The sequence below is a fragment of the Tenacibaculum sp. IMCC1 genome, assembly GCF_054906355.1.
On the sequence record NZ_CM142818.1, the window covers coordinates 741,071 to 761,770 of the forward strand.

The 20,700-nt window shown below is 31.5% G+C and carries 16 protein-coding genes; 4 read left to right on the plus strand and 12 right to left on the minus strand.

What is annotated here, in order from left to right; translation table 11 throughout:
• The first annotated feature begins 121 nt into the window (after nucleotides 1–121).
• Nucleotides 122–2,194, plus strand: coding sequence for a tetratricopeptide repeat protein (locus ACXIHB_RS03410; RefSeq protein ID WP_173360329.1), 2,073 nt, complete (start codon nucleotides 122–124; stop codon nucleotides 2,192–2,194).
• 4 nt (nucleotides 2,195–2,198) lie between these two features.
• On the opposite strand, the gene ACXIHB_RS03415 is transcribed toward ACXIHB_RS03410, so the two are convergent.
• The 6 genes from ACXIHB_RS03415 to ACXIHB_RS03440 all read right to left on the minus strand — a co-directional run bounded on the left by ACXIHB_RS03415 (nucleotide 2,199) and on the right by ACXIHB_RS03440 (nucleotide 9,207).
• Complete coding sequence (locus tag ACXIHB_RS03415; protein WP_462098907.1) at nucleotides 2,199–4,793, minus strand: DUF6923 family protein; 2,595 nt, start codon at nucleotides 4,791–4,793, stop codon at nucleotides 2,199–2,201.
• 114 nt (nucleotides 4,794–4,907) lie between these two features.
• Nucleotides 4,908–5,615: a LytR/AlgR family response regulator transcription factor gene (locus ACXIHB_RS03420; protein WP_073183565.1), complete on the minus strand. Its 708-nt coding sequence runs from the start codon at nucleotides 5,613–5,615 to the stop codon at nucleotides 4,908–4,910.
• A gap of 5 nt (nucleotides 5,616–5,620) precedes the next feature.
• Nucleotides 5,621–5,938, minus strand: coding sequence for an Hpt domain-containing protein (locus ACXIHB_RS03425; protein ID WP_047788966.1), 318 nt, complete (start codon nucleotides 5,936–5,938; stop codon nucleotides 5,621–5,623).
• Nucleotides 5,939–6,167: 229 nt separating this feature from the next.
• Nucleotides 6,168–8,258, minus strand: coding sequence for a PAS domain-containing sensor histidine kinase (locus ACXIHB_RS03430; protein ID WP_462098908.1), 2,091 nt, complete (start codon nucleotides 8,256–8,258; stop codon nucleotides 6,168–6,170).
• Nucleotides 8,258–8,797 (minus strand): heme NO-binding domain-containing protein, encoded by a 540-nt coding sequence (locus tag ACXIHB_RS03435; protein ID WP_047788968.1) that lies wholly within the window; start codon nucleotides 8,795–8,797, stop codon nucleotides 8,258–8,260. Before ACXIHB_RS03435 ends, ACXIHB_RS03430 begins: the two co-directional genes overlap by 1 nt.
• Complete coding sequence (locus tag ACXIHB_RS03440) at nucleotides 8,797–9,207, minus strand: response regulator (protein WP_047788969.1); 411 nt, start codon at nucleotides 9,205–9,207, stop codon at nucleotides 8,797–8,799. The genes ACXIHB_RS03435 and ACXIHB_RS03440 overlap by 1 nt, the downstream gene beginning before the upstream one ends.
• Nucleotides 9,208–9,465: 258 nt before the next feature.
• Here ACXIHB_RS03440 and ACXIHB_RS03445 point away from each other — a divergent pair, with 258 nt between their 5' ends.
• From ACXIHB_RS03445 to ACXIHB_RS03455, 3 genes are read left to right on the plus strand one after another with little or no spacing between them, the layout of a single operon-like run.
• Nucleotides 9,466–11,814: an FdhF/YdeP family oxidoreductase gene (locus ACXIHB_RS03445; RefSeq protein WP_073183570.1), complete on the plus strand. Its 2,349-nt coding sequence runs from the start codon at nucleotides 9,466–9,468 to the stop codon at nucleotides 11,812–11,814.
• A 47-nt stretch (nucleotides 11,815–11,861) separates the two neighbouring features.
• A complete protein-coding gene (locus ACXIHB_RS03450; protein WP_047788971.1) occupies nucleotides 11,862–12,221 on the plus strand; it encodes a hypothetical protein in 360 nt (119 codons plus the stop codon).
• Nucleotides 12,222–12,227: 6 nt separating this feature from the next.
• The gene (locus tag ACXIHB_RS03455; protein ID WP_159491314.1) at nucleotides 12,228–12,593 is read left to right on the plus strand and encodes a YchJ family protein; all 366 of its coding nucleotides are present in this window, start codon (nucleotides 12,228–12,230) and stop codon (nucleotides 12,591–12,593) included.
• A 115-nt stretch (nucleotides 12,594–12,708) separates the two neighbouring features.
• Here the strand turns inward: ACXIHB_RS03455 and ilvA are convergent, their stop codons facing one another.
• The 6 genes from ilvA to ACXIHB_RS03485 form a co-directional block, all read right to left on the minus strand.
• Entirely contained in the window at nucleotides 12,709–13,974 is a 1,266-nt protein-coding gene (ilvA, locus tag ACXIHB_RS03460; RefSeq protein ID WP_462098909.1) for a threonine ammonia-lyase IlvA, read from the minus strand.
• 4 nt (nucleotides 13,975–13,978) lie between these two features.
• Nucleotides 13,979–15,481: a ketol-acid reductoisomerase gene (gene ilvC / locus ACXIHB_RS03465; protein WP_173360336.1), complete on the minus strand. Its 1,503-nt coding sequence runs from the start codon at nucleotides 15,479–15,481 to the stop codon at nucleotides 13,979–13,981.
• 24 nt (nucleotides 15,482–15,505) lie between these two features.
• Nucleotides 15,506–16,033: an acetolactate synthase small subunit gene (ilvN, locus tag ACXIHB_RS03470; RefSeq protein WP_047788975.1), complete on the minus strand. Its 528-nt coding sequence runs from the start codon at nucleotides 16,031–16,033 to the stop codon at nucleotides 15,506–15,508.
• 6 nt (nucleotides 16,034–16,039) lie between these two features.
• Nucleotides 16,040–17,773 carry a biosynthetic-type acetolactate synthase large subunit gene (gene ilvB / locus ACXIHB_RS03475; RefSeq protein ID WP_462098910.1) on the minus strand — a complete coding sequence of 578 codons (1,734 nt, stop codon included), beginning with the start codon at nucleotides 17,771–17,773 and terminating at the stop codon, nucleotides 16,040–16,042.
• 167 nt (nucleotides 17,774–17,940) lie between these two features.
• Entirely contained in the window at nucleotides 17,941–19,617 is a 1,677-nt protein-coding gene (gene ilvD, locus ACXIHB_RS03480) for a dihydroxy-acid dehydratase (protein WP_462098911.1), read from the minus strand.
• 1 nt (nucleotide 19,618) lies between these two features.
• Complete coding sequence (locus ACXIHB_RS03485; RefSeq protein WP_462098912.1) at nucleotides 19,619–20,506, minus strand: branched-chain amino acid transaminase; 888 nt, start codon at nucleotides 20,504–20,506, stop codon at nucleotides 19,619–19,621.
• Between the last annotated feature and the right edge of the window lie 194 nt (nucleotides 20,507–20,700).

A 20,700-nucleotide genomic window follows, 5' to 3' on the forward strand; every position in this document is an offset into this window, starting at 1 on the left:
TTATTAACACTACAAATATCTCCTTAATATCCTCAAAAAAAACAGTTTATCGACGAAAAACAATTTACTTTCGATGAAAGATTAAATACTAATGCTTAACTTGCATTAACAAAAAAATAATATGAAACTTAAATATATTGCCCCTCTAATATTTTTTTTTATTAGTCTACATAGCCTTGCTCAAGACATGCAACAAGGTTACACATATTTAGAGACAGGTAAATACGATAAAGCTCTTGCATTTTTTAAAGAAATTCTTAAAACATACCCAAACAATAAAACTGCAAACTTATGTTATGGAAGAGCCGTTGGATTAAACGGAAATCCAACAAAAGCTGTTTTATTATTTGAAAATTTATTAAAAAAATTTCCTAATGATTTTGAAATTAAGATAAATTATGCAGAATCATTATTATGGGATAACAATTATACCTTTGCTAAAAAATATTATGAACAATTATTAAGAGAAGCTCCAAAAAACTTTACAGTACTTTTAGGTTATGCCAACACCTTATCAAACTTAAAAAAATACAAAGAAGCATTAATATACATTAACAAAGCATTAATCATTTCCCCAAAAAATAATAATGCTTTATTATCTAAAAAATACATTCATTTAGGTTATGCTAATTTCTTAAAAAATAACCATAAATACACTATTGCTGAAAACTACTTGAAGAAAAACTTACATTTTTTTCCTAATGATAAAGAAACATTACTCAATTTAGCAGAACTATATCTTATTTCCAAACAATTAAAAAAAGCTGAAGAAACATACCTCGCTATTGGTAATAATCCCCAAAATTATTTAATTTCTTTAAATGGTTTATCACTCACAAATCATTTAAATTTTAAAGAAAAGGAGTCCTTAAAAATTAGTGAAAAAGCTATTAAAAATATACATATAACTACCGATGCTAAAACTATAAATCAAACAAAAGAAAGATATATACAAGCTTTGATTTGGAATCAAAAGTATAGTTTGGCTGAAAAAGAAATAAATAAACTGTTAGCTACAAAAGAAACTCCAGAAAACTGGATGCTTTCTTTAAGGGCTACCTTAAATATTTATAAGAGTGATTTTAAAAAAAGTCTTACTGACTATAATACTATTTTAAAAAAAGACACTGCTTCTTTTGACGGTAACCTTGGTAAGGCTAACACATTAAAAGCTCTTGGTTATTATAAAAAAGCTTACAATAGTGCATACAGAACTCTACAGATATATAACAACCAAAAAGATGCCTTAAATTTTATAAATAATTTAAATAAAACCTTTACTCCTTTTACAGAAACTAAAGTATTATACTCTTTTGATAATGGTAATAATAACGCTTATTCTTTTTTAACCAACGTTGAGTTTCCAGTAAATACTAAACTTAAATTTTCAGCTAATTATACCTACAGAACAACTAATAATTCTGATACCGAAGATGAGGCTACTTCCAATAACCTTTTACTAGGAGCTTCTTATCAACTTAAAAACAACATTACTCTCAATGGTAGTATTGGAATAACTTCTTCTACCACAAAGGTAAATTCTTACAAACAGTTACTTACAGATGTAAGCTTACACATAAAACCTTTTAAACTTCAAAATTTAAGTTTTGCTTATAAAAGAGAGGTTCAAAATTTTAATGCTGCTTTGATAGCAAGAGAAATTGTTCAAAATAATTTTGTTGTTAATTATAACTTAAATACTAACTTTAATTTGGGATGGTTTACACAATATTATTACACTTCACAAAATGATAATAATAAAAGAGATTTACTTTTTACATCTTTATACTACAATGTATTAAAGAGACCTTCTTTAAAGATAGGTCTTAATTATCAATATATTTCTTTTAAAAATCAAGTTCCAATACTGTATTTTAGTCCAGAAGAGTTTAACGCTTCTGAGCTCTTCTTAAATATAATTAAAAATGAAAATGATACTAAAACACATAAATGGTTTTATGAATTAACAGCAGCTGTAGGTTATCAATTTATTGAAAATAACGAAAAACAAAGTACTTACCGTCTTCAAGGTAAAATAGGTTATAAGTTAAATAGAAGAAGTTTTTTGAACGTTTTTGGAAATCAAAGTAATATTGCATCTACTACAGCTGCTGGTTTTGTTTTTTCTGAGATTGGAATTCGTTTTAAATGGTATTTATTCAAAAAACCTCTTTTTAACAGTCAATTATTTTAATTTTTTATTCTACTAATAATTTAACTGTTTTATACTTTTGTTTTGTTCCTATTATTTTACATAAATATATTCCTGTTTTAAGATCTCCTTTTATAAAAGAAACTATATTCTCTCCTGTTTTTGCCTCAAAAGTTATAGTTTTTACTATCCTACCCATTGAGTTATATATATTAATATTAACCAATTCTTCATACTTTGAGTTAAAATAAATTTTAGATACTGTTTTTACAGGATTAGGTACTACTTTAACTTGATTAGTTTGTAAGTTAAAGTTTGACACCTCTAATTTACTATTTTTAGAAAAATAAACATCTTGTAAATTCATTTCTTTAACTACCATACTGCCATCATCTGAAGTCATTGTAAATGTTATTGTAGTTATATCGTTTAATAATAGTTCTTCTCCATTTTTTGACTTAAATTCTGAAAAAGGAATTTTAAACTCATTTAACTCATCAGTCAATAATATTGTTGTTTTAAATTGATTTTCCCATGATGTTATACTTTTTTTCAATAAAACTATTTCTACATTACCATTACCTCTTGCTTTAAAGTTAAAACTATTGTATTCAGATAAATCTACAGCGCTAAAACGTGGAGTTAATGCTCTATATGCAGCAAAATAACTTTCTGTTGTTGCCTTTAAGTATATATTCCTCTCTATAGGGAAATCATCTTCACTAAATTTATTTTTATTTTGAAATACGTTATAATCTACTATGGTTGTGTTTTCTTGTGAGTCATCAACCCCCCAAGGACCATCAGACATAAATAAATCATCTGGAGTAGCAATACCATCACCTATTCTAAAACCTATATCAAATAAATTTCCTGTTGGTACTTTTATATTTGTAATATAATTTTCTTCTAAATTTAATGGTTGACTTGCTTTATTAAAAACATCTGTTTCCGTTCTTCTAAACCCTGAGTCAAAAGTTACTTTATCACTCTTATTTGTATTAATTATTTCTAGATCAAGTATTCCATTAACATATTTACCTTTTCTAACAAAAACTGTTGGTGCAGACGATAAATAATAAGCTGAAATTGGTTTTACTACTTCTAATAAATTAATTACTTCATCAGCAAGAAGATATAAATCATCTAACGAGTTTGACCATATTTGAAAATTATAAAAAGTAATATCTTTTTCATATTTATCTAAATTCCAATGGCTTTCTATAGAAAAATGGGTTTCATTATTTGTTGCTTTAGCTGATAAGCTTAACACAAACTCAACTGTATTATCAGCATTTCTTATTAGTGATTTTATAAACTGTTTTCCTTTAATTTCAATTGTTGATACTGAAACTAACTCTGCCCCTAGTAAACGATCACAGATATATTTTGAATGTTCATAAACTCCATTTTCGGTTTTCATTGCTAATATAGAAGCTACAGGAACATCGTTTTTCATATAATCTACTGAATAAATTTCTGTAGCATTTGTAATAGCCAACAGGTCTATTGGTGTTGATTCTATTACATTATCTTCCTTTATTACTTCTAAAGGGATGAAACTTTCTAACATAATTTCTCCTTTTGACCTCTTGCTATACTTTGCTGACTTTTTTAATTTTCTTGCACTTGCTCTATTAAATTTATAATTTACCTTGGTTCTATTGTAGTTCCTCTTATTAATTAATTCAGATAATCTTCCATTACTTTCCAATCCTCCTTCATTACCTCCAGATGTAGGAGCTAACATTACTCCACATACTCCAAAACCTGAACATGACGGATCTTGACAATCTACTAATCCATCTCCATCATCATCAATCCCATTATCACATATTTCTTGTGGCACTGGTGCAGTTGGGCATCTAGCACCATCGTTACTAGCACTTGATGGTCCAAAAGCAAATAAATTTGACTCAATATCGGTAGGCAGCTTTATATCTTGTACATTTTGAATTACGTAAATTGTTCCTGTTTGATTTGCTGATACGTAAAAACGCCCTGATAAATCAAAATATACTGCTCCATAAGTGTAATTTAGCCCTGAAAGAATTGGTACTACTCCTAGTGCTTCAACTTCATAAGTTCTTGGATTTATTCTGTATAAAATATTTGTTTTCTTTTCTACTGCGTATAAATTTCCATCTACCGCATTGAAGGCCCAATCGTGAATGTTGATATTTTGAGATAATGTTTCGGTTTCTAGGTGTTTTTCATATGTTGGCGAGTTAGGGTTTAAATCTATTTTGTAAAAAGTAGTCCCTCCTCCTTTTAAAAAATATACTCCCTCTGAGCTAATATCACCCACATACCTATTATTTGTTGGTAATTCATTTATATATAAAGTTGTTGTTGAAAAATCTTTTCCAATACGAACAATAGTTTTTTCTGGACTAGTTAAAGACCCCCAAATATATCCATCAGTTGGATTATAGGCTGCTGCATTTATGTTTCCTTGGGTAATATCTTCTTTAACTAAATAAGAATTTCCTGATGCTAAATCAATAGAATAAACATCGTTATACTGAAATAAATATGCATCGTACACACAATTAAAAGGCTCCTGTGCTATGCTTGAAAAAGAAAGTAATATTATTTTAATGTATAATATTTTTTTTAATAGTATAGTTTTGTTTTTCATAATATTTTGTGTTTGATATATCACAAAACTATGACTATTAACACTTTAAAAAGTTTACAACACGTTGTATTAGTTATTAGTATAGACGAAATGCATTTTTATTTAGATGGAATGCTACAGTAAATCTAAACGCTTCATTAACTCAGGTCTTTTTGATCTACTTACAGGAACAACATCTTTTTTTATTAAAACACTATTATCTTCTATATCTATAATTTTTTTTAAGTTAATTATATAAGAACGATGTACTTTTAAAAACAATGTATCAGGCAACTTTTCTTCTATTTTTTTTAGTGTGGAGTGTACTATATAATTTTTTTCTTCTGTTTTTATATTTATATAATCTCCTTTAGCCTCTACTAAATATATTGAAGGTAAATCTATTTTAATAAGGCGCCTATCTATATTTATATAAAAATCATTTTTTACTTCAGTAGGTGAAGCTATTTTTTCTAATGGTTTTTCTATATTTTTCTTATGAGCTTTTTCTACTGATTTTTTCAAACGGTTAACATCCAATGGTTTCAATAGATAATCAATTATACATTCATACTCAAAAGCTTCAATTGCAAACTTAGGGTCAGATGTTGTAAGAATAACTAGGGGTGGTGATTTTAGGGTTTTTACAAAATCTAAACCAGTAAAATCAGGCATGTGAATATCTAAAAAAACAAGATCTACCTTGTGCCCTTCATTTAGAAATTTAATTGCTTGTAAAGCATTAGAAAACTCTCCTAATACATTTATAGTACTTATATCATCACACAAAGTTTTGATAATAGTTCTTGCTAACTTTTCATCATCAATAATAATACAATTCATAAAATTTAAATGGTTTTCAAATAATTTGTTATTATAACTAATATTTTTTCGAACTCATCAACTTTATCAATCTTATTGTCTCTTAAATTATGTTCAAATTCATTAGCTAATTCATAACTTTTTTCAAGACCTAAAATACTAATTTTATGTTTAATTCTATGAACATTATCTTCTAATTTTTTACAATCTCTCTCCTCTAAGCTCTCGTAATAATCATTTTTTTCTTCTGGAAATTCAGTCTTTATTATATCTATCAATGTATTTTTTATTGACTCATCTCCTCTTGCTAACTCATTAACATAGTTTAAATTCGGGGTTTCCATACTTATTATTTTGGGGGCTTCTACTTTTTATAAAATCTAAAATAATAATTTTATATGAAAACTCATATTAATTTTCGTTTTATCGCAATACAAAAACCTGATTTAAAAACATATACATATATTTAAGTTAGCTACATCAGAGCAAGCTTATGAAGTATTTATAAAAAAAGTTCTTAATTTTCGACGCAAACATCGTAGTATTTATCCTAGTTGCGCTTAATGTAATATTTTATTTTTTTATGGTAAAGTAAAACGTTGTACCGATACCTAATTCACTTTCTAACCACATTGTTCCTCCATACAACTGTACTATTTTCTTTACAATAGAAAGTCCGATACCTGTTGACTCTTTACTTTCTTTTAAAGAATGAAATATTTTAAAAATACGATCATGGTATTTTTTTTCAATTCCAATTCCGTTATCTTGTACTGAAAACTGATAAAATGAAGGTTTTTCTGTAAAGCTTATGTTTATTATTCCTTTTTCTTTATCTGAAAATTTAATTGCATTACTTATTAAATTTTGAAAAAGTTGCTGGTATTTAATAGAGTCTCCTTTTACAGTAGGTAACTCTTCTAGGACATTTATAAAAATATTTTCAGGTATATATAGTGTTTGAATTAAGTTATTTATGATTATATTTAAATTTACTTCTTCTTTTTCTCTTACCTCTGAGCCTGCGCTAGAATACTCTAGAATACTAGAAATTAAATTCTCCATTGTTTCTAAAGTGTCTCCTATCAAATTAAAGTTTTGAAGGGTAGTATCATCTAATTTACCCTCATTATCTGTTTTTATCCAAGAAACTAAAGCATCAATACTTCTTAATGGAGATTTTAAATCATGAGAAACAACATGTGCGTATTCATTTAGCTCATTATTACTTTTCTCTAATTGTTTTAAAAGTTGTAAATTTTCTTTTTCAGCTTTTTCTCTCTCTCTTAAGTTTATAGCACTCTTTAATTGCATAGATACAAGACTTGCTATATTTTCTAATGTATGTAAGTTTTCTTCTCTGTAATAATTTTTTTCTTCGTGTTCAGAATCAATAATACCTATCACCTTACCTTCACTAATTATAGGAACTGCTATCTCAGAATATCTAACCTTTTCACCAACAACGTATCTATCATCTAAAGAAGTATCGTTTATAATTTCGCCTTTTCCTGTTTTTGCAACACTTCCAATAATACCTTCTCCAATTGATAAAACATCCTTAATTATCTCTCCTCTATCTAGTCCAAAACTATATGAAGCAATCTGTTCTAATGTGTTATTATCATTGTTTAACAAATATATTACACAGTCTTGAGAGTCTAAATATTCAGCTATTTTTTCAGTTACTTCCCAGGCTATTTCATAAATATCATCTTTTCCTAAAATAGATTTAGCCAATTCATTAATCATATCAATAATTAATGCTCTTTCTCTTTGTAATGTTATATCCTCTATGATAGCAACTTGAAATTTTGTTTGTCCTAGAGCATCATTTACAGAGTTTACATTAACTCTAGCCCATAAAATAGAACCATCTTTTCTTTTATATCGTTTATCTATCACATAATTATCTATTTCGTTTCTTTCCATCTTACCTAAATGGTTCATAGACAACGAAACATCATCTTTAAAAGATACTTCTTTAATAGTTAATCCTGCAAACTCCTCTTTAGAATACCCTAAAAGTTCTTCTATAACTTTATTTGTTCTTATAACTTTACCGTCTTTGGCTAATGCTATTCCTAAAGATGAATTTTCAACAATTATATCTAACTCTCTCTTCTGCTCTTCAATTAACTCTGTTGCTCTCTTACTTTCTGAAATGTTTCTAATAATTCCTTGTGCAGCTATTTTTTCATTCTTTTTATTATAAATTATACTGGCATTAATTTGAACCCATTTTACCTTTTTATCCTTACTAATAATTCTGGAAGTGTAGTTTGAAAAAGTACCTGTTTCGTACAGTTTACCAAACGACTCAAAAGCATATACTGTGTCTTCAGGATGTAGTAAAGATTTTACATTTAAATCTTCTTTTGATATATCATAGCCAAAAAGTTCTTTAGCAGCATCGTTCATTGTTAAGACATTCCCCTCTAGATCCATAACTAGGTAAGAGTCGTTAATATTTTCAAAAACTCCTTTTAGTTGTGAAGACTTCTCATTTAATAATTCCTCTAACTTTTCGTTTGTTTTTTTTAGTTTTTCAGAAATTAAAAATAATTCTCTAGATTTATCTTCTAATATTTTTTCAGCTATTTTTCTTGCTGCCTTTTCTCTTTTTAAAGCTCTTTTTAATATCTCTATTTCATTTTGACTCATTAATTTTTATTGATAATAAATTTAACTTCTGTTCCGTCTTCTTTAATCTTTTCTAATATTATTGTTGCACTACTATTAAAATGTTCAAATGTTTTATTCATTAAACCTAATCCGAAATGATGCATTGCTCTATTGGACTTATAAATCATTACTAATGATGTGTCTGTTCTACTTTCAACTATAAAAGTGGGTAATTCTGCATCTGGATAAATTTTTCTCACCTCTACATGAATATGATTTTCTATTGAAGAAAGCATTTCTATGGGGTCATTAAAAGACTCTAAAAGTCCAGAATAACTTTCTTTCAAAACACTAAAAAAATGTTCCGCATAAATAAGTAACAAATCATCTATAGAAACACCTGTATTCGAGCTTAGGTTTTCAAGTAATTGTAACATTTCAGAAAAACTATAAGTTCCTATAGAAGTATATATCCCATCAGATTCTAACTCTGATTGGGATATAATTTTATCTACCATTTCTAAACCAAATTTTTCTTCTACTAAATCTAAAAACTCTGTAAAAACAATTCCTTTCATTAATTATTTTTTAATTCATTAATAGCCCAATACGACAATGTTATATCTATTTTTGTAATATAATCTTCATACTTTAAAGGCTTTAAAATGTACCCTGAAATACCTATTTTATAACACTCTACAATGTCTTTTTTATTATTAGACGTTGTTAATACAATAACTGGTATGTGCCTAAAATCTTCATTTTTTTTAATTATTGATAAGAACTCAATACCACTTATTTTCGGCATATTCAAATCAAGCAAAATTATATCAGGATCAAATCCTTCATTTAACTTTTCCAGTGCTACATCGGCTGTCTTAGCCTCTATTATTTTATGCTTTAGCTTAAGTAATGAAACTGTCCTATCCATTTTCATTACTTCAATAGTATTATCTTCTATTAAAAGGACATTAAGATTTTTCTTCATTTTGTTTTCTGATATATTTATTAACTATACCAATATTAATGCAAATTCTTAACACTCCATCTAAAAATAGACTACTTATACCTAACTATCGATGAATGAACAAAAAGTATCGATGAACATTTTGAACAATTTTCATACAATATATAAAAAAAATAATACTGTTACAAATTAAGCATTTCTCTTTAGTCTTTTTTTGTTAGTTTTATAAAGACTTATAATGAAACGCTTTTTATTCATAACAACAGTCTATTTATAATTATGGAAAATCAAAATAAAAAAGACAAAAGCAAACAACCTTCTGCAGAACCTCCTTATAAACTATTAAGTTTAAGAACTGGTGCTCCGAAAGATTGGGCTGCGGGTATTCCTGGAGTTACTAACGCTATAAAAAGTTTAATTAAAGATAAAACTCTAACGCGAGGAGGAAAAGCTTTATTTAAAATGAATCAGTTTAATGGTTTTGACTGTCCTAGTTGTGGCTGGCCTGATCCAGATGATGAACGATCACCTATTGCTGAATATTGCGAAAACGGAGTTAAAGCTTTAGCAGAAGAAGCTACTAATAAAAAAATTACTGCTTCCTTCTTTAAACAAAACTCTATTGAAGAATTAACCAACTTGAGTGACTATGAAATAGGTGGTTTAGGGCGACTTTCTGAACCAATGTACTTGCCTAAAAATGGTACACATTATGAACCTATTAGCTGGGACAATGCTTTTGCTAAAATTGCTGAGCACTTAAATAAATTAGAATCTCCAAATAATGCTGCTTTTTATACTTCTGGAAGAACAAGTAACGAAGCTTCTTTTGTATATCAACTTTTTGTACGTGAATTTGGAACAAATAACTTTCCTGATTGTTCCAATATGTGTCACGAAACCTCTGGTTTCACCCTTGCCTCAGTTACAGGGATAGGAAAAGGAACAGCCACTTTAAAAGACTTCTACGATACTGATATCATTATTATTATTGGTCAAAATCCAGGAACGAATTCTCCACGAATGTTAAGCGCTTTAGAAAAAGGGAAAAAGAATGGAGCTAAAATTATTGCTGTTAATCCTCTTCCCGAAGCTGGTTTAATGGGCTTCCGAGATCCTCAAAAAATAAGTGGTATTTTAGGAAAAGGTATCCAACTTGCCGATTTACACCTTCCCGTTAAAATTAATGGAGATTTAGCACTGCTAAAAGCTATCGAACGCTTACTATTTCATTTTGAAAAAGAAACCCCAGGTAAAGTTTTCGATCAAGAATTTATCAAAAATAAAACAGTTGGTTATAACGATTTAATTAAGCAAATTGAAAATTATGACGTAGATGAATTAGCAAGTATATCTGGTGTTCTAAAAAAAGATATTCAAAAAGCTGCTGAAATGTTAGCTTATAAAAACCGAATTATCATTTGTTGGGGAATGGGGCTTACGCAACAACCTAACGGGGTTGATATTTTAAAAGAAGTTCTGAATCTCTTATTTTTAAAAGGAAGTATTGGTAAACCCGGAGCGGGTTCTTGTCCTGTAAGAGGTCATAGTAATGTACAAGGAAACAGAACAATGTTGATTAATAATCATCCTTCCCAAAAACAATTAGATAAACTTAACGAAGTTTTTGGTTTTAACCCGCCAAGAGAGAACGGTTACGATGTAGTTGATACTATAAAAGCAATGAATGAAGGAAAAGTTAAAGTACACTTTAGTATGGGAGGTAATTTCTTGTCTGCTACTCCTGACACCACCTATACTGCAAACGGATTAAGACAACTAGACTTATCTGTTTCTGTTTCTACTAAACTTAATAGAACGCATTTAATTCATGGAAAAGAAGCTTTAATTTTGCCTACTATTTCTAAAAGTGAAATTGATATGATTAATGGTGAGCATCAGTATACAAGTGCTGAAAATGCCATGGGAATCGTAGAGTGGTCTAAAGGAGTATTAAAACCAATATCTGACAAACTTATCAACGAAACTCATATTGTTTGCCGTATTGCAAAAGCTACTTTAGGAAGTAAAAGTGTGGTTGATTGGAATCGTTATATGAATAGTTATGATGCTGTGAGAGATGATATTGAGAAATGTATTCCAGGTTTTGACAATTATAATGTTCGTGTAAAACAAAAAGGCGGATTTTACTTACCTAATGCGGCTCGTGAAGGACGGTTTAAAACTAAAGAGTTTGGAGATCGTGTTCCATTTTCTATAACCACATTGCCTAAAAACACATTGGCTGATGATGAGTATTTAATGGCTACGGTAAGAACTCATGATCAGTTCAATACTACTATTTATGGATTAGATGATCGTTATCGCGGAGTTTATAATGAGCGTCGTGTAATTTTTATGAATAAAAAAGATATTGAAAAAGCAGGATTTAATGCAGGTGATAAAGTAGACTTGTACAATTATGATGACAATACAGAGCGTATTGCTCCACTATTTATTATAGTTGAATATCCTATTCCTGAAAAAAACACGGTTACTTATTTTCCGGAAACTAATGTTTTAGTGTCAATTCACAATACTGTTAAAGGTAGTAATATGCCTGCCTCAAAGCATGTAAAAATTAAAATAAAAAAACACAATACTGCTCTTATTAACCAAGAAAAGTAGTTACTTATAATAAACTATCTTAATTTTGCTTAATTATTGAACATTAAATGACTGTAGAAGATTTAGTAGGAACTTATGATATTATAGGCAGTAATCAAGACGAAAGCGATAACACCTACAAAGGCACACTCTCTTTAACTCTTGATAAAGACAACAGAATTATTGCCAAATGGCTTATTAACAAGCAACAAGAACAATTTGGTACTGGTTTCTTTAAAAAAAACATTTTAGTTATTAACTTTAATTACAGAGGCGATGATAACACTATATATAAAGGAGTCGCTGTGTACTCTTGCCTTTCTAAAAATATCTTAGATGGATTTTGGTCTGAAAAACACGGAAATCCCTTATTTCTAGGAGAAGAACGCTGTTTTAGAATACAAGAACAGCCCGAGTTAATCAATTAAATAAATATGCAGTGTCCATGTAACCCTAATAAAAAATACAGTGATTGCTGTCAAAAAGCACATCAAAATATTCATTCAGCTACCTCAGCTGAAGCTCTAATGCGTTCAAGATATAGTGCTTTTGTTTTAGCAGATATTAATTACCTACAAAAAAGTCACCACAGCAGCACCAGACCTTCTAAGCGAGAAAAGAAAGATATTTTAGCTTGGACAAAAGCTGTTAATTGGATAAAACTAGAAGTGCTACGTACAACAGAAACTACAGTTGAATTCAAAGCTTTTTTTATGGAAAATAGTAGTATCGATGTGATTCACGAAAACTCTATTTTTTGTAAAGAAAATGACCATTGGGTATATCTTGGTCAAAAATAAGACTGTCAAAAACGTCATTTCAACCAAAGGGAGAAATCTTTTGTTTGTTACTCGTTTTTGAGAGATTCCTCCTCTTCCCTTGTTCGAAATGACACCTTAGACAGTTTTATCTATTTTACACCAAGAACTCAAATAAATTAGGTTTATCATTTAGGTATTCACCATAAAAATTTCGCTGTTTCATCCGATGAATTAACGGTTGTAAATCTTCTTTTTTCTCTAGTTCTATACCAACAACAGCAGGACCGTTTTCTCTGTTCGTTTTTTTAGAATATTCAAAAAAAGTAATATCGTCATTCTCTCCCAATACCTCTGCTACAAATTCTTTTAAAGCTCCTGCACGCTGAGGAAAACGAACAATAAAATAATGCTTCAATTTACCGTACAACAATGCGCGTTCTTTTATTTCGGCAGTACGAGTGATATCATTATTACTTCCACTAATAACACATACTACATTTTTACCTTTCAATTCTTCTTTATAAAAATCAAGTGCACTTATCGTCAAAGCTCCAGCAGGCTCAACTACTATTGCCTCTTTATTATACATTTCTAAGATAGTCTTACATACTTTTCCTTCAGGAACAGTAATCATATTCGATAAGTTGTCTCTACAAATTTTATAGGTCAACGCTCCTACTTGTTGTACTGCTGCACCATCAACAAACTTATCGATGTTTTCTAACACAACATTTTTGTTTGCTTCTAACGATTTTTTCATAGAAGGTGCTCCTGCTGGCTCTACTCCTATAATTTTTGTTTTTGGAGATAATAACTTAAAAACACTTGATAAACCAGAAGCCAATCCACCTCCTCCAACAGGTACAAAAACATAGTCTATTGGTTGTTCAAATTGTTCTAAAACTTCTAAACCAACTGTGGCTTGCCCTTCAATAATTTTTTCATCATCAAATGGATGTACAAATGTCTTTTGCAAACTATCACATAAAAGTTTTGCAGCCTTGTAAGCATCATCAAATGTATCTCCTATCAATCGAATATCCACAAAATCACTACCGAACATTTTTACCTGCTCTACCTTTTGTTTAGGTGTTGGTGCAGGCATATAAATAGTTCCATAGATTTCTTTTTTTCTACATGCTAAGGCTACTCCCTGTGCATGATTTCCTGCACTAGCACACACAATTCCATTAGTTAGTTCCTCTTCTGTTAATGAACTTATCTTATTATAAGCTCCTCTAATTTTATAGGAACGGACCTGTTGTAAATCTTCTCTTTTTAATAAAATAGTAGCATTGAATTGCTGGGATAAATTAAAATTTTCTTGCAAAGGTGTAACTGCTACGACTTCTTGTAAAGTCGTAGCAGCTTGTTGTATTGCAGATAATTTAGGAAAATAGGTTTCTTTTTGAACTTCCATACGATTATGCTAAAACGGGTTCTTCTTTGCTTACATTGGTTTTTATTACCTTCATAGCCGTCATTGCTTCACGCAATTCTGCTCCTACTTTTTCAATAGGATGATTACGAATTGCTCTATTCACTTTAATTAATTCTAGATTATCTACTTCGTTGGTAGCACTGTACTCTTTTCCAATAACATCAGTATTTATCGATTTCATAAAATCAATCAATATTGGTTTTGCTGCATGGTCGAATAAGTAGCATCCGTATTCAGCAGTATCAGAAATAATACGGTTCATTTCAAACAACTTCTTACGTGCTACCGTATTGGCTATTAATGGTAATTCGTGTAACGATTCATAGTATGCTGATGCCGAAATAATTCCTGATTTCACCATCGTTTCAAAAGCTAACTCAACTCCAGCTTTAACAAAAGCAACTAATAAAGTTCCTTTATCAAAATAGGCTTGTTCTGAGATTTCTTCAGAAGTAGCTGCTGTTTTCTCAAATTGCGTTTCTCCTGTAGCTGCTCTCCATGTTAATAGATTTACATCATCTTTTGCCCAATCTTCCATCATGGTTTTTGAAAAATGTCCTGACATGATATCATCCATGTGTTTATTAAACAACGGAGCTAACACTTCTTTCAATTCTTCAGAAAGTTGGTAAGCTTTAATTTTTGCAGGATTTGATAAACGATCCATCATATTGGTAATCCCTCCGTGCTTTAATGCTTCTGTAATCGTTTCCCATCCGTATTGAATTAACTTAGAAGCGTACGCTGGCTCTACTCCTTCTTCAACCATTTTATTAAAAGACAAAATTGATCCTGTTTGTAACACTCCACACAAGATGGTTTGTTCACCCATTAAGTCTGATTTTACCTCAGCAACAAACGACGATTCCAATACTCCTGCTCTGTGTCCGCCTGTAGCATACGCATAAGCTTTTGCTTGGGCCAATCCTTTGTTTTCTGGGTCGTTTTCAGGGTGTACCGCAATTAAAGTTGGTACTCCAAAACCTCTTAAATATTCTTCTCTTACTTCTGTTCCGGGGCACTTTGGCGCCACCATAATTACGGTTAAATCTTTACGCACTTGCATGCCTTCTTCAACAATATTAAATCCGTGAGAATATGATAACGTCGCTCCTGATTTCATCAATGGCATTACCGCATTTACCACTTGTGTATGTTGTTTATCGGGTGTTAAATTACATACTAAATCAGCAATAGGAATTAATTCTTCGTATGTTCCTACTTCAAAACCGTGTTCGGTTGCGTTTTTGAATGACTGACGTTGCTCTTTAATGGCTGCTTCACGTAAAGCATACGAAATATCTAACCCTGAATCACGCATGTTTAATCCTTGATTCAATCCTTGTGCTCCACATCCTACAATTACCACTTTTTTTCCTTCTAATGCTGTGATTCCTTCTGAAAACTCTTCAGCATTCATAAATCTACATTTTCCTAATTGTTCTAACTGCTCTCTTAATGATAATTGGTTGAAATAATTTTTCATTTCTATTGTATTTGTGTTGTTTGTTTATTGCTGTATTAATTGTAATAGTTGCGATACTGGCATTTCTTCTTTAGTAACCGCAATTCTTCCTGAACGAACAAATTGCTTTATACCATGTTTATCTAATATGTGATAGAGTTCTTCTACTTCTTCTTTACGTCCTGATTTTTCCAAAACAAAAAAGCTTTTATTTACATTAATGACTCTTGATTTACTTTGGTTGATAATAGTTTGAATTTCATCATTATCCGTTAACAAATCGGTACTTAGTTTGAATAAACACGATTCTTGATAAATCGTTTCTTCATCGGTATGATAAAAAGCTTTGATTACCTCTACTTGCTTTTCTATTTGACCAATTATTTTTTTCATTTGTTCCTCAGTAATCTTAACCAAAAGTGTAATTCTCGACACACTTTTAATTTCTGAAGAAGAGCTGTTGATACTCTCAATATTGATATGTCTTCGTTGAAATATTGCTGATATTCTATTTAACAACCCTACGTTATTTTCAGTATATATTGAAATTGTATAAGTGTTTTTTGTACTCATATTTTCTTATTTTAATCGAACATCAGATACTGACGCTCCTGTTGGAATCATTGGAAATACATTATCTTCCTTTTCTACACAAACCTCTAAGAAATAAGCCTCTTTACTTGCCATCATTTCTACTACAGCACTTGCTAATTCTTCTCTTTTAATTACTCTGTTAGCTGCTAGATGATAACCTTTTGCAATTGCTACAAAATCTGGATTTGTCATTATGGTAGAAGCGTATCGTTTATCAAAAAACAGCTGTTGCCACTGGCGTACCATACCTAAAAATTCATTATTTAATACTACTATTTTAACAGCTGCTTTAGTTTGTAAAATCGTTCCAAGTTCTTGTATGGTCATCTGGTAACCACCATCGCCAATTACAGCAACTACCTCACGCTCTGGGGTTCCCATTTTAGCTCCAATTGCTGCAGGTAAAGCAAAACCCATAGTTCCTAATCCACCTGATGTAATATTACTTTTCGTTTGATTGAATTCTGCATAACGACTTGCTATCATTTGGTGTTGTCCAACATCAGTAACTACAATGGCTTTTCCTTCTGAGGCTTCATTTATTTGCTTAATAACCTCTCCCATTGTTAACCCTTCTTTCGTTGGAAACAAATCATTTTTTATCACGTTATCAAACTCTATAGCATCAAGGTTTCTAAATTCTTGTAACCATTCTTTGTGTGAATTCTGTTCTAAAAGAGGAAGTGCTTCCGTTAAGGTTTCTTTTACATTTCCTAAAACAGCTACATCTGTCTTTACATTTTTGTCAACTTCCGCAGGATCTATTTCAAAATGCACTACTTTAGCTTGTTTCGCATAACGGCTTAAATCCCCAGTAACGCGATCGTCAAAACGCATTCCAACAGCTATTAATACATCACACTCGTTGGTGAGTTTATTCGGACTATAATTACCATGCATTCCTACCATTCCAACATGTAAAGGGTGTTTGGTTGGTAAAGCCGATAAGCCTAACAACGTACTTGCCGATGGAATTCCTGCTTTCTCTATAAAAGCTTTAAATTCTTCTTCTGCTTCTCCTAGTATTACTCCTTGTCCCCAAACTACAAATGGTCTTTCAGCGTTATTAATCAACTCAACAGCTGATTCAACACTTTGGATGTTCGTATTCGGAACAGGTTGATAACTTCGTACCGATGTGCATTTTTTATATTCAAAATCAAACTCTTCAAACTGTGCATTTTTGGTTATATCAACTAAAACTGGTCCTGGTCTTCCTGAGCGAGCGATGTAAAATGCTTTTGCCATTACTTCGGGGATCTCACTTGCTTTGGTTATCTGATAATTCCACTTCGTTACTGGAGTTGAAATACCTACGATATCTGTTTCTTGAAAAGCATCAGACCCTAATAAGTGTGCTCCTACTTGTCCTGTAATACATACCATTGGCGTAGAATCTATCTGTGCATCGGCAATACCAGTAATTAGGTTAGTTGCTCCTGGACCCGAAGTTGCCATGGCAACTCCTACTTTACCTGTAGCTCGCGCATAGCCTTGTGCTGCATGAGTTGCTCCTTGCTCGTGACGTGTTAATACATGATGTAATTTATCTTGATATTTATACAGCTCATCATATACAGGCATAATAGCTCCTCCTGGATACCCATACAATAAATCGACTCCTTCTGCTAATAAACATCTTACTACAGCTTCTGCACCTGTAATGGTTACTTTTTGTGTGATTTCTTGTTCTGTTTGTTGTTTCGTTTTTGTTTCCATAAACTTAGCTTTATGCTTTTAGCTTTTAGCTATATGCTTAGTTATTTTTATTAAATTTTTAGTGCTACTATATGTAGTCTTGAATCTTAATTCTCTCGTCTTTATCTAAAAATCAAACACCTTTAGGCAAGCCTCAAGAAATTTATCTTCTGGCTATCGCCCTGCGATTAAAATTCGTCGGTTACACATCCGTTAGATGCTGATGCTACTGTTCTTGCATATTTATATAGCACTCCCCTTTTCACTTTTAAAGGTGGAGCTATCCATTCTTGTTTTCTTTTAGTTAACTCTTCTTCTGAAACTTCTAGATTAATCGTATTCGTTTCTGCATTGATAGTTATGGTATCTCCATCTTTTACCAAAGCTATTACACCTCCTTCTTGTGCTTCTGGTGTGATATGCCCTACTACAAATCCGTGCGTTCCTCCCGAGAAACGACCATCTGTAATTAGAGCAACATCTTTACCTAACCCTGCTCCCATAATAGCAGCTGTTGGCTTTAGCATTTCTGGCATTCCTGGTCCTCCTTTAGGTCCTTCATAACGAATTACTACAACATCTCCTTTTTCAACCTTTCCGTCTCGTATTCCATCATTAGCCTCATATTCACCTTCAAAAACTTTTGCTTTTCCTGAAAAATACAACCCTTCCTTTCCTGTTATTTTCGCTACAGAGCCTTCTTTAGCTAAATTTCCATAGAGCATTCGTAAATGTCCCGTAGCTTTGATAGGTTGTTCTGTTGGTTTAATTACTTCTTGCCCTTCCGTTAAACTTGGAACTGTTGCTAAATTTTCTTCTAGTGTTTTTCCTGTTACGGTTAAACAATCTCCATGTAATAACCCTTTTTCTAGTAAATACTTTAAAACTGCCGGTGTACCACCTACTTTATGCACATCCTCCATTAAATATTTTCCGCTAGGTTTTAAATCGGCTAGGAATGGCGTTTCATCAGAAATACGTTGAAAATCTTCCAAAGTAAATTGCACATCTGCTGCTTTTGCTATGGCTAAAAAGTGTAATACTGCATTGGTAGAACCTCCCATAACCGTTACCAACCGCACTGCATTTTCTAACGATTTTTTAGTAACGATGTCTGATGGTTTGATGTCTTTTTCTAGTAATACGCGTAGTGCTTCTCCTGCCTTAATACTTTCTTGCTCTTTGTTATTACTAATGGCAGGATTGGATGAATTGTAAGGCAAACTCATACCCAAGGCTTCAATTGCTGACGCCATCGTATTTGCGGTGTACATTCCTCCACAAGCTCCTGCTCCTGGACATGCTTTTTCTATCACATTTTGATATTCTTTTTGAGTGATTGTTCCAGCAACTTTCTCTCCCCATGCTTCAAAAGCGGATACCACATCTAACTTTTTTCCTTCGTGACACCCTGAGGCAATGGTTCCTCCATATACTAAAACTGATGGACGATTTAAACGCAACATTGCCATTAAGGCTCCTGGCATGTTCTTATCACAACCCACTACGGTTACCAATCCGTCATACGACATCGCTTGCACTACCGTTTCCATAGAGTCAGCAATTACATCACGAGATGGTAGAGAATAGCGCATCCCTGGGGTTCCCATAGAAATTCCATCAGAAACACCTATGGTATTAAATATCAATCCTACTAAATCGGCATTTTCGGTTCCTTCTTTCACCAATTTTGCTAAATCGTTTAGATGCATATTACACGGATTTCCTTCATATCCTGTACTTGCAATTCCTACCAAGGGTTTTTCTAAGTCTGATTTCGACAAACCTATAGCATGCAACATAGCTTGTGCTGCTGGTTGCGTATCGTCTTGCGTTACTTGTTTACTAAATTTGTTTAGTTCCATCTTAGCTTGCTTTGCGTTTTTGACGTAAGCCTAATACTTCGTCTTTATATAATTTCATTAGTTTGTGCCCGTGTGATTTTTCCCACGCTAGTGGAAATTGATAGTCGTCTAGCGATTGTAAGCCAACTACCTCGGCTGCAGTTCCTGTAAAAAAACAAGCATCAGCATTTTTTAATTCTTCTAAAGTGAAATGCTTTTCTTCAACAGAGATTCCTTCTTCTTTACATAAATCGATAACCGTAGCACGAGTAATTCCTGCCATGATATGACCTCTAGGTGGCGTGTATAACTTCCCTTCTTTCTGCATAAAAACATTTGCTCCAGAACATTCAGCTACATTGCCGTTCATATCTAATAACAATGCTTCATCATACCCATTATTCTTTGCTTCGTTAGTTGATAATATTGAGTTTGTATAGTGCCCTGTTACTTTTGCTTCTACAAAACATGACTTCGGATTCGGACGCTGGAACGATGATGTTTTTACTCTAAGTAATTTATCTCCCATGTACTTGCCCCACTCCCAACATTGTATTACTAAATTCGTCTCTTTAGAAGTTAACAAACTCATATCTGATCCTGTAGTGACTAACGGACGGATGTAAGCATCTTTTAGACCATTACGTTCTAACAATTCGTAAGTAATTTGAGTTAGTTGTTCTTCAGAATAATTCAATTGAATATTCATGACTTCTGCTCCATACTTAAGCCTTTTGTAATGCTCATATGGCTTAAAAATTTTAGTTCCTTCGTTGGTATTGTATGCTCTTATACCTTCGAAAACCCCATTTCCATAGTGTAAACTTTGACTATACAAGTTAGCGCTTGCATCTGTGGCTTTGATAAACTCTCCGTTGTAATAGATTACTGTTTCTTCGTTGTAATACATTTTTTCAGTTGTTTTGCTGTTCAAAATTATTTTTCGCTTTTTAATTTACTTTCTTGTTTTGTAAGGCTTTGATGATTTTCACTGACTCCAAAAAACAAGCAAAAAACTCAAAACCAAGTACTTAAAACCAAATCATTATGATATTCACGGAATAAAAAAAGCCTGTATCTAGAGTTAGATACAGGCTTCCTTAT

Bases quoted from the DNA above. Each gene is read 5' to 3' on its own strand.
- ACXIHB_RS03410 (WP_173360329.1), top strand. From the start codon at position 122: ATGAAACTTAAATATATTGCCCCTCTAATATTTTTTTTTATTAGTCTA.
- ACXIHB_RS03415 (WP_462098907.1), bottom strand. From the start codon at position 4,793: ATGAAAAACAAAACTATACTATTAAAAAAAATATTATACATTAAAATA.
- ACXIHB_RS03420 (WP_073183565.1), bottom strand. From the start codon at position 5,615: ATGAATTGTATTATTATTGATGATGAAAAGTTAGCAAGAACTATTATC.
- ACXIHB_RS03425 (WP_047788966.1), bottom strand. From the start codon at position 5,938: ATGGAAACCCCGAATTTAAACTATGTTAATGAGTTAGCAAGAGGAGAT.
- ACXIHB_RS03430 (WP_462098908.1), bottom strand. From the start codon at position 8,258: ATGAGTCAAAATGAAATAGAGATATTAAAAAGAGCTTTAAAAAGAGAA.
- ACXIHB_RS03435 (WP_047788968.1), bottom strand. From the start codon at position 8,797: ATGAAAGGAATTGTTTTTACAGAGTTTTTAGATTTAGTAGAAGAAAAA.
- ACXIHB_RS03440 (WP_047788969.1), bottom strand. From the start codon at position 9,207: ATGAAGAAAAATCTTAATGTCCTTTTAATAGAAGATAATACTATTGAA.
- ACXIHB_RS03445 (WP_073183570.1), top strand. From the start codon at position 9,466: ATGGAAAATCAAAATAAAAAAGACAAAAGCAAACAACCTTCTGCAGAA.
- ACXIHB_RS03450 (WP_047788971.1), top strand. From the start codon at position 11,862: ATGACTGTAGAAGATTTAGTAGGAACTTATGATATTATAGGCAGTAAT.
- ACXIHB_RS03455 (WP_159491314.1), top strand. From the start codon at position 12,228: ATGCAGTGTCCATGTAACCCTAATAAAAAATACAGTGATTGCTGTCAA.
- ilvA (WP_462098909.1), bottom strand. From the start codon at position 13,974: ATGGAAGTTCAAAAAGAAACCTATTTTCCTAAATTATCTGCAATACAA.
- ilvC (WP_173360336.1), bottom strand. From the start codon at position 15,481: ATGAAAAATTATTTCAACCAATTATCATTAAGAGAGCAGTTAGAACAA.
- ilvN (WP_047788975.1), bottom strand. From the start codon at position 16,033: ATGAGTACAAAAAACACTTATACAATTTCAATATATACTGAAAATAAC.
- ilvB (WP_462098910.1), bottom strand. From the start codon at position 17,773: ATGGAAACAAAAACGAAACAACAAACAGAACAAGAAATCACACAAAAA.
- ilvD (WP_462098911.1), bottom strand. From the start codon at position 19,617: ATGGAACTAAACAAATTTAGTAAACAAGTAACGCAAGACGATACGCAA.
- ACXIHB_RS03485 (WP_462098912.1), bottom strand. From the start codon at position 20,506: ATGTATTACAACGAAGAAACAGTAATCTATTACAACGGAGAGTTTATC.